The 12,312-nt window shown below is 67.9% G+C and carries 12 protein-coding genes; 5 read left to right on the forward strand and 7 right to left on the reverse strand.

What is annotated here, in order from left to right; translation table 11 throughout:
• Positions 1–82: 82 nt before the first annotated feature.
• The gene (locus tag ACZ7OI_RS00280; protein ID WP_470262082.1) at positions 83–1,036 is read right to left on the reverse strand and encodes an ArsR/SmtB family transcription factor; all 954 of its coding nucleotides are present in this window, start codon (positions 1,034–1,036) and stop codon (positions 83–85) included.
• A 70-nt stretch (positions 1,037–1,106) separates the two neighbouring features.
• On the opposite strand from ACZ7OI_RS00280, the gene ACZ7OI_RS00285 reads away from it, so the two are divergent.
• Positions 1,107–2,288, forward strand: coding sequence for an MFS transporter (locus ACZ7OI_RS00285; protein ID WP_470263407.1), 1,182 nt, complete (start codon positions 1,107–1,109; stop codon positions 2,286–2,288).
• Here the strand turns inward: ACZ7OI_RS00285 and ACZ7OI_RS00290 are convergent.
• The 3 genes from ACZ7OI_RS00290 to ACZ7OI_RS00300 all read right to left on the reverse strand — a co-directional run bounded on the left by ACZ7OI_RS00290 (position 2,264) and on the right by ACZ7OI_RS00300 (position 5,818).
• A complete protein-coding gene (locus tag ACZ7OI_RS00290) occupies positions 2,264–3,436 on the reverse strand; it encodes a 4-hydroxybenzoate 3-monooxygenase (RefSeq protein ID WP_470262083.1) in 1,173 nt (390 codons plus the stop codon). The genes ACZ7OI_RS00285 and ACZ7OI_RS00290 overlap by 25 nt on opposite strands.
• Positions 3,437–3,448: 12 nt before the next feature.
• Entirely contained in the window at positions 3,449–4,672 is a 1,224-nt protein-coding gene (locus ACZ7OI_RS00295) for an NAD(P)/FAD-dependent oxidoreductase (RefSeq protein WP_470262084.1), read from the reverse strand.
• 66 nt (positions 4,673–4,738) lie between these two features.
• Positions 4,739–5,818: an erythromycin esterase family protein gene (locus ACZ7OI_RS00300; RefSeq protein ID WP_470262085.1), complete on the reverse strand. Its 1,080-nt coding sequence runs from the start codon at positions 5,816–5,818 to the stop codon at positions 4,739–4,741.
• Positions 5,819–5,906: 88 nt separating this feature from the next.
• On the opposite strand from ACZ7OI_RS00300, the gene ACZ7OI_RS00305 reads away from it, so the two are divergent.
• Positions 5,907–6,578 (forward strand): MerR family transcriptional regulator, encoded by a 672-nt coding sequence (locus ACZ7OI_RS00305; RefSeq protein ID WP_470262086.1) that lies wholly within the window; start codon positions 5,907–5,909, stop codon positions 6,576–6,578.
• On the opposite strand, the gene ACZ7OI_RS00310 is transcribed toward ACZ7OI_RS00305, so the two are convergent.
• Both ACZ7OI_RS00310 and ACZ7OI_RS00315 read right to left on the reverse strand, forming a co-directional pair.
• Positions 6,579–6,887, reverse strand: a complete 309-nt coding sequence (locus ACZ7OI_RS00310) for an NIPSNAP family protein (RefSeq protein ID WP_470262087.1) — start codon at positions 6,885–6,887, stop codon at positions 6,579–6,581.
• A complete protein-coding gene (locus tag ACZ7OI_RS00315) occupies positions 6,884–8,005 on the reverse strand; it encodes a 5-methyltetrahydropteroyltriglutamate--homocysteine S-methyltransferase (protein WP_470262088.1) in 1,122 nt (373 codons plus the stop codon). Before ACZ7OI_RS00315 ends, ACZ7OI_RS00310 begins: the two co-directional genes overlap by 4 nt.
• 74 nt (positions 8,006–8,079) lie before the next feature.
• On the opposite strand from ACZ7OI_RS00315, the gene ACZ7OI_RS00320 reads away from it, so the two are divergent.
• Entirely contained in the window at positions 8,080–9,420 is a 1,341-nt protein-coding gene (locus ACZ7OI_RS00320; protein WP_470262089.1) for a nucleobase:cation symporter-2 family protein, read from the forward strand.
• Here the strand turns inward: ACZ7OI_RS00320 and ACZ7OI_RS00325 are convergent.
• Positions 9,377–9,946, reverse strand: a complete 570-nt coding sequence (locus ACZ7OI_RS00325) for a TetR-like C-terminal domain-containing protein (protein WP_470262090.1) — start codon at positions 9,944–9,946, stop codon at positions 9,377–9,379. The two genes, ACZ7OI_RS00320 and ACZ7OI_RS00325, sit on opposite strands and share 44 nt — an antisense overlap.
• Positions 9,947–10,033: 87 nt before the next feature.
• Here ACZ7OI_RS00325 and ACZ7OI_RS00330 point away from each other — a divergent pair, with 87 nt between their 5' ends.
• Positions 10,034–10,474 (forward strand): pyridoxamine 5'-phosphate oxidase family protein, encoded by a 441-nt coding sequence (locus tag ACZ7OI_RS00330; protein WP_470262091.1) that lies wholly within the window; start codon positions 10,034–10,036, stop codon positions 10,472–10,474.
• Positions 10,475–10,735: 261 nt separating this feature from the next.
• Positions 10,736–12,154, forward strand: a complete 1,419-nt coding sequence (locus ACZ7OI_RS00335) for a pyridoxal phosphate-dependent decarboxylase family protein (RefSeq protein ID WP_470262092.1) — start codon at positions 10,736–10,738, stop codon at positions 12,152–12,154.
• Positions 12,155–12,312: the final 158 nt, after the last annotated feature.

Consider the following 12,312-nt stretch of genomic DNA (forward strand, 5'->3'; position numbering starts at 1 on the left):
TCGTCAACTGTAGGTTGACGATCCGGTGGCGTCAACCCTTGGTTGACCAGGTCGGCGTGGAATGTGGGCGCGATCTGTGCGTTCACTGGAGTGGCTTGGCCTGGAGCACCGCGTCGCCAAGGGCCGTGCGGCGGTAAAGCACGCGATGCCGGCTGCGGTCGCTGGCCAGAAGTCCGGCCGCGCGCAGGGTGGTCAGGTGTGCGGACACTGTCGCCGGTGCGAGGCGCAACTGCTGGGCGAGGTCGACGGTTGCCGAGGGCCGGTCCAAGCAAGCGAGCAGGAGCGCGCGTGTTCGGCCGAGGAGATTAGTCAGCGGTTCCGGCGGTTCCGTCGGCTGGGCCCACAGCGACGCGACGCCGCGGGCGGGATACAGCAGGGCGGGCTGCCACGGCGGCACGGTCACCACCCCGACATTCGGCCACGCGAACACAGCCGGGATGAGCAGCAATCCGCGCGCGTCGATGTCCAGCCGTTCCCGGGATCGGACGTCGACGAGGATCGACGTCCCGGCCAGCCTTACGCCCGGATGCAGTTCGGCCAGCGCCTTCGTGAGCCCGCCCTCGCCGAGAAGCCGCGTTCGGTGTGCGATGTCGGCGGCGAGCAGTTCGCGCAGCGTGGGCCAGGCCGGTGCGAGCAGTGCGTTCCAGACGGTCTCGAGCTGGTCGGCGAGCAGATCCCGTGCGGTGGCCGGGTCGTCGGGCAGGGCGCTCAGGTCGGCGTCGACCATCGCCAGTTCCCATGCGACTTGGGAGGGCGGCGTGGTACGAACGGTGTTCAGTTGCATTTCCGCGGTCGTTTCCGGACCGTCAGGAGGCGGGCTCAAGAACTCCGTGATGTAGTGCCGCGCATTCAGCACCGCCGCCAACTCGGGGATGCCGAGGTCGTCGAGGGCGGGTGCACTGGACACCCACGGCAGATGTGCCGGATGTCCGCGGACGCCCAGCAGGGTCTGCACGGCACCGAGTACTTCCTCCAGCGGCGAGATCGCGAACCGGACGCGCTGACTGCCCGCCGCGGTCATGACCAGCTCGATCACGGCCGACCCACAACATTCGGTCCCACCCGAATCACTATGCCGCACTGCGGGATCCGGCGAGCGTATTCGCATGTCAGTGTTCACTTATCGGGCGTATTGGCACTGGTCGGCTGGAGCCCAGTGCGCCCGTCTCCCGGCGACGATGGCACCTCTCGCATTCACTCTGCTGACCACGGCTACCGCTGGGTCGTACCGGCTCGGCGGCGTTCTGATGTCGGTCTATGTCGTCGCGGAGATGGCCGGCGCGGTGCCGCTCGCACGGTTGCTGGACCGCGTCGGCGTGTCCCGCGGCCTGACCGGATTGCTACTGCTGGCCGCAGCCGGATTTGCGCTGATCACAGTTGCCGCGTCCGCGCATGCGCCGAATGCCCTGCTGCTCGGGCTCGTCGTGGTGCCCGGTGCCACGGCGGGTGCGTCATCCGGCGGCTTTCGGACTCTGCTGGCCGACGTGGTCGACGACCAGCAGCTGCCGAGGGCCGTGTCGCTCGACGCGGTTGTCCTCGAATGCGTCCTGATCGGCGGTCCGGTGTTGGTTGCCCTGCTCGCACTGGCCGGACCGCTGCCGCCGTTGGCCGCCATGACCGTCGCGTGCCTGCTTGCTGCGATGCTGGTCCCGCGCCGCGTGGGTGTGCACCCACGGGCCGAGGTCGCCGATGATGTCCCGCCGCGACCGCTGACCGTCTGCCTGCCGTGGCTGTGCTGCGCGTTCACCGTCGGGCTGCTGCTGTCCACGATCGAGGTCGCGCCGTTGCCGCTGGTCCATCGCCTTGGCGCGCCTGATACGGCCGCGCCGGCGGTGATCGCCGTGCTGAGCGCGGCCAGCATCGCGGGCAGCCTGCTCTGCGCGTGGCGAGGGAAGACTGGCGACCCGCGGCTCTTCCTCGCCGGCCTAGCGGCCGGCGGGCTCGCGCTCGCAGCAGACCTTGCCTGGCCCGGTTTGGTGGGCTCGCTGACGCTGATCGGTGGATGCACTGGGCCGTTGGTGGCCGCGACCTCGGTCAACCTCCAGCGACTGCTGCCGAAGAATCGCAGGTCAGCTGGTTTCTCGCTGTCGTTCACCGTGCAGGCGTGCGGGTTTGGTCTTGGGTCGCTTGCCGTAGGCGTGCTGCCGTTGTCGCTCGCACCGCTGTTCGGTGTCGGCTCCGCAGCCATCGCCGCCGGAATGCTGACGGCTGTTATCCGTCGGCGCCTCGATCCGACACCGGCCGCTCACAGTCACCGGCACCCTCAAGCGAACGGCAACCCCACGTAGTTCTCCGCCAAACTCGTCGCCGCCGCCCTCGACGAAGCCGTGTACCGCAGCTGCGACAGCTGCAGCCGTCGAGCGAACGCGTCCGCGCCCGGGTCCACGTGCAGCATCGTCGTCATGAACCACGAGAAGTGCTCCGCCCGCCACACTCTCCGCAGGCAAGTGTCCGAATAGGACTCCGCTAGCGACGAATCCCCTTGCAGCAAAGCGACCAAAGCCCGGGACAGCACCACGACATCCGCGACAGCCAGGTTCATCCCCTTGGCCCCGGTCGGCGGCACGATGTGCGCCGCGTCCCCGGCCAGGAACAACCGGCCGTGGCGCATCGGCTCGGTCACGAAGCTGCGCATCGGCGTGATGCCCTTGTCCAGGATCGGCCCCTCCTGCAGGGTGAACTCCCCGTCGACCGCAAGGCGCGCCGACAGTTCCGTCCAGATCCGGTCATCCGACCAGTTCGCCAGGTTCTCCGCCGGATCGACCTGCAGGTACAGCCGCGTGACGTCCGGGGAACGCATGCTGTGCAAGGCAAATCCCCGCGGATGATGGGTGTAGATCAGCTCCTCGTGCGACGGCGGCGTCTGCGCCAGCACTCCCAGCCAGGCGAAGGGATACTCGCGTTCGAACGTGGTCAGCACACCGTCCGGAATGGACGGACGCGAGACACCGTGGAAACCGTCGCAGCCTGCCACGGCGTCGCATTCCAGGGTCTGTACAACCCCAGCGGAATCCCGATAGCGCACAACGGGCCGTGAAGTGTCCAATGAGGACAGAGAAACTTCCGAAACCTCGAAGTGCAGCGGAAGATCCGCGGCCTCGTGCGCGTCCACGAGATCCTTCACGATCTCCTGCTGCCCGTACACCGTGATCGCTTTGCCGGTCAGCTCGGTGAGCGCGATCCGGTGATCGGCACCGTCGAACCGAAGCGAGAAACCCTCGTGCGGCAAGCCTTCCGCCGCCAACCGGCCGCCGAGGCCGATCTCGGTAAGCAGATCGACCGTCGGCTGCTCGCACACCCCGGCGCGCACCCGTTGCCGCACGTACTCGCGGTCGCGCGCTTCGAGCACGACAGCCTCGACGCCCGCCTGGTGCAGCAAATACGACAGCAGCAGCCCGGCCGGGCCGGCACCGATCACGGCGACCTGCGTGCGCAACGGAACCTCCGATCAAGCCGCGGTGCGCGACTTCAGGTGTGCTTTCAGGTCGAACGAACTGGCCTCCAGATCCGCGTACGCCGGATGCGGTTCGGCGGCGAACAACCGGCGCGCGGCGATGTGGTCCGGTGGGCGGTTGACCGATTCGACGGCGATCAGCACGTCGTCGCGGAAGGACAGCACAGAGAACTTCCCGGCGGACCGGTCACCGGTCACGACGGTCCGGTCAGCGGCCCCGAGAATGCCCGCGATCTGCAGTTTCGCGCCGGTCTGATCGGTCCAGAACCACGGCAGGCTGTCGTAGCGCGCCGGTTCCCCGGCGATCGCCGCAGCCACCGATCGGGCCTGGTCCACGGCGTTCTGCACGGATTCCAGCCGAGTCGCGGCACCGGCCTGTACGCACGGGAAGCACGCGCAGTCGCCGATGGCGAAGATCTTCGGGTCCGCGGTGCGCAGGTGTTCGTCCACGACAACGCCATTGCGCACCTCGAGCCCAGCCGCCTCGGCGAGCGCCGTCTCGGGCAGCACGCCGACCGCGACCACCACGAGGTCCGCGGGCAGCCGTCGCCCGTCGGAGAGTTCGACGGACTCCACGTGGCCCGACCCGTGCAGCGCGGTGACCCCGACGCCCAAAATCAGCGTGTGCCCTGCCGTCCGGTGATGTTCGGCGAAAAATTCCGAGATCTCCGGCGACGCGACCCGCGCCAGCAGCCGGTCCTGCGCCTCTACGACGGTAACCGGACGACCGGCGTGCGCGGCGAACTCCAGCCCGATGAACCCGCCGCCGATCACCACGACGTCGCCCGCCGCGTCCAGCGAAGCCCGCAGCCGGTCGGCGTCCGCGCGCGTGCGCAGCGTCAGGACGCCCTCGAGGTCGGCACCGGGCACCGGCAGCGCGCGGTTGCGCGCGCCGGTGGCCAGCACCAAATGGTCGTAACCCAGCTCCGTACCGTCCTCGAGCCGGGCTTTCGCCGCGTCCCGGTCGATCGCGGCGACCCGGCCGCGGACCAGCTCGATGTCCTTTTCGGCGAAGTAATCCTCGGGCCGCAGCACCAGCTGCTCGACGCCCGCGCTGCCCGCCAGGTACGCCTTCGACAGCGGAGGCCGCTGATACGGCACCCCCGGCTCGTCGCCGACGAGAACCACGCGTCCGGCGAACCCCTTGTCGCGCAAGGACGCCGCGGCTTGGAACCCGCTTTGCCCACTGCCGACGACGAGAACGGTCTCGGTGCTCATCTCGCTCCTCCCGACATCTCAGCTCCATCTGAGCACACCTCAGCCAAGATCGTCGAGGAGCGGCGGTCACACCCGCTGCAGGAACGCGATCGCATCCGCCGCCTCGACCGCGTCGAACGGGAGATACCCGCGTCCGTCGCCGGCCCGCGCGGGCAGCTCCGAGTCGATTCCGGCGGTTTCGACCAGTTCACGGTCCTGAACCGTCGCGGCGAGATACGCCTGCAGCGTCCCCGGCGCGGGCTCCCCTACCGCATCGGAGGAGCCGAAATCGGTGGCAATGAACACATACCGGTCACCAAGCCGATCAGCGACCTGCGCGCCCGCGCTCCACCACTGCGCACCCATCATCGAGGCCGCGCGACGCTGCAGGTGCTGGTTGTGCGCGGAGACGAACGTGCCCGGCAACGCGAGCAGGTTGTCCGCCATCATCCTGTCGCGCTGCGCCCCGAGCCTGCCCATCCGCTGCGGCGAGGTGTCGGCCATCAGCGAGTGGTAGCGGCAGAGCCCGACCGCGGTCCGGGCGAGCAGGTCGCCGCCTTCGGGCAACGCCGGTCGGGCGCGTTCGAATTGGCTGGCGAGATCGTCGGCGACCAACCGCAGCTCCCTCGCATCCGGACTGTCCCCTTTGGACTTCGCCCCGTCCCACATCGCCGCTTCGTCCGCCCACGCCGCGTCGTCGCCAGCCAGCCGTTCGATGGTCGCGACGTCGTGCGGCACGTCGTCAAGATGCTTGGCCAGGAAGCCATGCAGTTCGGTGAGCACTCCGCGCGGGCTGGGCGCGCTCGCCATCTCGAGGGGAGCGTCGAAGCCGTGGAAGCGGACCTGGTCCTCGGGCTTGCGGCCAGCGTTGTGGTCACGCAGCCACTCGACCAGCGCGCGGTTCGACGGGAACGCTCCGAAACCGTGGCTGAACCCGGTGGCCAGCACCTTGTCGAGGTCGCCTTCGCCGGTGGTCACGTAGCGGTCGACGAGGCGTCCGGCCAGGCAGTCGCTCTCCAGCGCGATCGACCGGTAGCCGTGTTCGAGGACGAGATGCCGGAAGATTTCGTTGCGGAACAACGGGAATGCCTCGGTCCAATGCGTGGGCTCCCCCAGTCCGAGCAGGGTCGGGCGGCGGTGGGCGAGGAAGTCGTCAAAGGTCTTCATTGCTTCGACCGTATCGTTGAACTCTCCGTTGGCACTTCTTCGCGAATCACCTGGTTAAATGGCAGGGAACCCTCAAATCGGAGGTGAGATGCGTCCGAAAGACCTCGCCCGCGAGCACGGCCTGTCGACCCAGGCCGTCCGCAACTACGAGGAGGACGGCATCCTCCCGCCCGCCGAACGCGGACCGCAGGGCTACCGGACCTACACCGAACACCACGCGCAAGCGTTGCGCGCCTTCCTCGCCCTGCGCCCCGGCTTCGGCCACGCCCGCGCGGCGGCGATTCTGCGCGCGGTCAACGAGCGTTCGGAAGACACCGCATTCCAGCTGATCGACGAGGGTCATGCCGAGCTGTTGCGCGACCGCGGCACCCTCACCGAAGTCGAGCACGCGCTGCGAAACCTGACGCGGGAACCGGACGTACGCCAGACCGTGCCGTCGATTGGCGCGCTTGCGCACCAGCTGTCCGTGCACCCCGCCACGCTGCGCAAATGGGAGGCCGCCGGGATCCTCCAACCGGAACGGGACCGAGCCGGAAACCGCCGCTACCCGCCTCCCGCGGTGCGCGACGCCCGCCTAGCCCACCAACTACGCCGCGGCGGCTACCCGCTCGCCCGGATCGCGACGGTACTGGAGCAGGTCCGGCACGCGGGCGGGGTCGCGCCGCTGGAAGAAGCCTTGCGCACCTGGCGTTCCCGGCTCACCGCCCGAGCACACGCGATGCTGGACGGGGCAGCCCAGCTGTCGCGCTACCTCGAATGATCATTCCGGCAAAAGCGGCCGCATGAACGTCCGCCGATACCGGATCACGCACCCGCTCTCGTCCCGGATCCGGTCCGCCGCCACGAACTCCGGGTCCACTCCGAACAACGTCCGGTACCGCTCGTACGCGGCGAGGCTTTCGAAGCTGAACAACGCCCGAGCCTCGTCGCTGGCCCCTTCCGCGGGCAGGAAATACCCGTGGTGAATCCCGCCCTCGCGCCGCACCAGCCGCATCCACTCGGCGGCGAACCGTTCGAAGTCCGCGATTTTCTCCGGGTCGATCACGTAGTCGACAACGCAGGTGATCACGATCGACCCCAGACCCGCTCCGCCGTCGAAACGATCAGCTCCAGCTTCCGCAGCTGCTCGCCGGCGGTCAGATCGTTTCCCTCCTCAGTGGACGAAAACCCGCACTGCGGCGACAAGCACAGCTGGTCGACGTCCACATACCGCGACGCTTCCTCGATCCGCCGCACCAGCGCGTCCGGGTCTTCCAGCTCCGGCCGTTTGCTGGTGACCAGCCCGAGCACGACCCGCTTACCCTTGGGCACGAACCGCAACGGCTCGAAGCCGCCGGAGCGTTCGTCGTCGTACTCCAGGAAGAAACCGTCCACCGCCAGCTCGCCGAACAGCGCTTCGGCGACGAACTCGTAGCTCCCGGACGCCACCCACGACGAGCGGAAATTGCCGCGGCACAGGTGCGTCGTCACGTTCAGGTCCGCCGGTTTCCCGGCGAGCGCGGCGTTGATCGTCGAGATGTTGCGCAGGTGCATGGTGTCCGGGTCGCCGCCCATGCGCGCGACGAGCTCACGCTGCTTCGGGTCGTTGAGATACGCCAGACTGGTGTCGTCCAGCTGCAGATACGTGCAGCCCAGCGCACTCATCGCGCGCAACTGCTCCGCGTACGCCGCGCTGAGGTCGGTGAAGAACTCGTCTAGTTCCGGGTACACGGTCTCGCTCACCGCCGCCCGGCCGCCGCGGTAATAGACCATGCTCGGCGACGGGATCGTCAGCTTCGGCGTGATGCCCGGGTCAGTGTGTGCCTTCAGGAACTCGAAGTGCTCGGCGAAGATCGGCTCATCCAGCCGTACCTTGCCGTCGACCTGCAGGCCTGGCGGGCTGAACTCCAGGTCACCGGCCAGATTGTGGAATTTCACGTGCAGCCGCTCGTCGCTGCGCGAGACGCCGCCGAGCGCGTAGATGAAGTCCATGTGCCAGGAGGAGCGGCGGAACTCGCCGTCGGTCGCCGACTCCAGGCCGGCCGCCTTCTGCATCTTCACGACGTCGCGGATCGCGTCGTCCTCGACGGCTCGCAGTTGTTCGGCGGAGATCTCCCCCGCCGCGTGGTCGCGCCGCGCTTCGCGCAGCACCGGCGGCCGCAGCAGGCTTCCTACATGATCGGCACGGAAAGGAGGTCGTGCAGTCATGTCTGGCATGGTCACACACAAACCGGCGGTATGTGCAGCGATAATCCGGCGGGACCACAGCGAAGGAGCCGCTCATGACGAACGCCGTGCACCCGGTCGACCGGGGCCTTCCCGCCGGACGACTGCTTCTGCTCGGGCTGCAGCACATGGCGATCATGTACACCGGCTGCATCGCGGTGCCGCTGGTCATCGGCAGCGCGCTGCACCTGGACAACGCGTCGATCGCGCTGCTGGTGAACGCCGACCTGTTCGTCGCCGGACTGGCCACTTTGGTCCAGTCGGTCGGCATCGGACGGCTGTTCGGCGTCCGGCTGCCGGTGGTCGCGGGCGCGACGTTCACCGTGGTCAACCCGATGATCCTGATCGCCGCGCAGTACGGCATCACCGCGGTGTACGGCGCGATGATCGCCTCCGGCGTCTTCGGCCTCCTGATCGCCCGGCCGTTCGCCGCGCTGATCCGGTTCTTCCCGCCGCTGGTGTCCGGGACGCTGCTGCTGGTCATCGGCATCTCGCTGCTCGGCCCCGGCACGGCCATGATCGGCGGGCACGACACCGGCGACCCGTCCTACGGCGACCCGGCGAACCTCGGGCTGGCGTTCGGCGTGATCGCGCTGGTGGTGCTGTTCACCCGGGTGCTGCGCGGATTCCTCGGCCAGATCGGCCCGCTGGTCGCGTTGATCGCCGGCGTGCTGATCGCGATTCCGCTCGGCCGCACGCACTTCTCCGGCGTCGGCGACGCGAGCTGGTTCGGCCTGGCCTCGCCGTTCCACTTCGGAGCGCCGACGTTCCCGGTCGCCGCCGTGGTGTCGATGTGCGTGGTGATGCTGGTGTCGTTCACCGAAACCACCGCCGACCTGATCGCGGTCGGCGAGATCACCGGCCGGCCGGTCACGCCGTCCGACCTCTCCCGGGGCCTGGCCACCGACGGCCTGTCGGCGATCTTCGGCGGCTTCATGAACTCCTTCCCGGACACCGCGTTCGCGCAGAACGTCGGGCTGGTGCAGATGACCGGCGTGCGCAGCCGCTGGGTGGTCGCGACGACCGGCGGCATGCTGGTGGTGATGGGCCTGGTGCCGAAGATCGGCGCGTTCATCGCCGCGATCCCGGAGCCGGTCGTCGGCGGCGTCGCGGTGGTGATGTTCGCGATGGTCGGGGTCGTCGGCGTGCAGACACTCAAGAAGGTCGACTTTTCCGGCAACCACAACGCTTTCGTCGTCTCAGTGGCGCTCGGAGTCGGCCTGCTGCCCGCTTTCGGGCTCGACCGGTTCGGCAACTCGGTGTTCTTCCAGCACTTCCCCGCCTGGCTGCGCACGATCTGCGGCAGCCCGATCACCGTCGCCGCGGTACTGGCCTTCGTGCTGAACCTGCTGTTCAACCACTTCGGCCGGCGGCGGGAGGAAGACCTGCTGCCGTGAGCAGCCGATCCGCGAGCTTTGCGCCGGTCCCCGGTTCGATCGGCCTGCTCAGCAACACCCGCAGGTACAGCGGAGCGAGCACGTAATCCAGCAGTTCCTGCAGGTCCAACGCAGGCTCGCCACGAGCGGCGGCCGCGGTCAGCATCTGCTCCAGGTCCTCGCCGCGCGACAGCAGCTGCTCAATCGGATCAGCGTTGGTCCCGATGAAGGTGATCAACGCCCGAACCAGCACCGCGCCATCCGGGTCAGCGAGCGCGCGCTCGACCGCCGTCGCCCACTGCTCGACGTCACCACGCAGCGACCCGGTGTCCGGCACCGGCGATGTGAGGCTCAACCGAGCGACCGCAGCGTCGAGCAGGACGCTCGCGCAACTCCCCCAGCGCCGGTAAACGCTGGTCGGATTCACCCCGGCCCGCTCCGCGATCTGCGGTACCCCCGCAGTCGTCTCCCCCTCCGCGAGCAGCTCGATCACCGCACGGTGCACCGCTTCGCGCACCCGCGCGCTGCGTCCGCCCGGCCGAGTCATCCCGTCATCCTAAAGCAAAGGGATTGGCCTTAACGCCCGGAGCATGCGTAAGCTAAAGGCAAATCAATTGGCCTTAAGGAGCCCGAGATGGTCAGCAAGATCCCGCCCGCCGAACGCGAGGCCCTGCTCGCCGAACCGATCATCAGCGTGCTGAGCGTGACCGCGGAGTCCGGCCGCGCACCGCTCACCACCCCGATCTGGCACCAGTACACGCCCGGCGGCGAGGTCACCGTGCTCACCTCGCCCGGTGCGCGGAAAACGAAACTGATCGAAGCCGCCGGCCGCTTCGCCCTGTGCGTGCAAGACCCGAAGACCATCCGCTACGCGACCGTCGAAGGCCCCGTCACCGGCGTCCGCGCGGTGACGGAGGAAGACCGCCTCGAGATGGCGCGCCGATACCTGCCCGAGGACGCGGCGCTCGCCTACGTCAAAGCCACTCCCGAGCAGAACGACAACATCGTGATCTCCATGCGCCCCGAACGCTGGAACACCGCAGATTTCAGCGACCTGACCGACGAACTCTCCTGACCCCTTCTCGGTCGGCTTCGCCCCCTTCTCGCGGAGCCGACCGAAACCCCTTGTCCCCCAGCCCTTCCCCGGTACCGCCGTTCGGCCGCAACACCCGATCATGCCCGGTTTCCCTGACTTCCCCGGCCGTTCGGGCAGTTCTTTCCCCGCCGCATTCCGCCCAGCAGCCGGAAAGTCCCGCTCCCCACTTTTCGCCATTGCGCCGCCGTTCTCGGCCATGCCACCTTGTGCCGGAAAAGACCTTCGAACAGAAGAGGGCGCATGGACGGCACTTCCCTCATTCTCAATGCCGCCGAACGGGCCAGAGCGGCCGAACTTTTGGCCCAGTTCACCGACAGCTACGAAAATTCACTCACTAGTCGCCCCATTGCCCCTGACGCAGACCGGGAAACCCTCGCCAAACTGCTAGCCGAACCGTTCCCGGAAGAAGGCCTTGGCGTAGAAGCATTCTTCGCCGACGTCGTCGACCGGATCGTGCCCTACACCACCACGATCGCGCACCCGCGCTTCCTCGCCTACGTACAAGGCCCGCCGAACGGCATCGGACCCTACGCCGAAGCGATCGCCGCGATACTGAACCAGAACTGCAACCTGTGGCAGATTTCCCCCGCCGCCAACGTGATCGAACGCTCCGTCATGGACTGGCTCACCAACCTCTTCGCACTGGGTCCGTCCTCCGGAGGCCTCCTCACCAGCGGCGGATCGGGAGCCACGAAAGACGCGATCACCGCCGCCATCGCCGACCGCAGACCAGACTTCCGCGAACGCGGCCTGCAAGAAAACCGCGCGCCCCTTGTGCTTTACACCTCCGACGAAGCACACCGCAGCGTAGTCAAAGCCGCCGCCCTCCTGGGAATCGGCTTGGCCAACGTCCGCACAATCCCGGCCGACGACCATTTCCGGCTCCGCGTCGACCTGCTAGCCCAAGCAATCGCCGAAGACCGAGCCGCCGGAAAAGAACCGTTCTGCGTCGTAGCCACCGCAGGCACAGTAACCACAGGCTCGATAGACCCAATCGGCCCCATCGCGGACCTCTGCGCACAAGAAAACCTCTGGCTGCACGTAGACGGCGCATACGGAGCCCTATTCGTCCTAGCCGATTCGACCCGAGACGCACTGCTCCCGCTGTCCCGAGCGGACTCCATCACCCTGGACCCGCACAAGCTGCTGTTCGCCCCGCTGGAAGCAGGAGCCCTGCTGGTCAAGGACATGGCGAAACTACGCGCAGCCTTCGCCTTCTCCTCGACGTCGTCGTACCTCACCGCAATCGACGACGCCCACCTGCTCGACTACATGGACCACGGACCGCAACTTTCCCGCAGCTTCAAGGCATTGAAGGTCTGGGCCGCACTGCGCACCTTCGGCGTCGGAGCCTTCCGAACAGCCACCGAACGCTGCCTAACCCTAGCCACCCGCCTAGGCTCGCACATCGCCGCCGCCCCAGGCTTGGAACTGATGAACCCCGTGACGCTCACCGCAGTCTGCATCCGAATGCCCGGCCGCAACGCCGAAGCACACGCAGAACTCCTCACGAGACTGCACGAAGAAGGCACCGCAATGCTAGGCCCCGCAAGAATCCGCGACCAAGCGTGCGTCCGCGCCTGCATCACGAACCACCGCACCACCGAAGCCGACATCGACCTGCTAGCCGAACGCCTAACCACCCTCGCAACCCTCTGACCCGTCCGTGAGGGCCACCCTGAGGGAATCAGAGTCCCTCAGGGTTCCCCTCACTACCCACACCCACCGCCGCCGCGACCCGCACCGAACGCCACGCCACATTAGGCACGCCGCATGCACCCAATTCCACACCGGAGCGCAGCCCCGCCAGCTGCCAC

This window comes from Amycolatopsis sp. NPDC114503 (genome assembly GCF_055633655.1).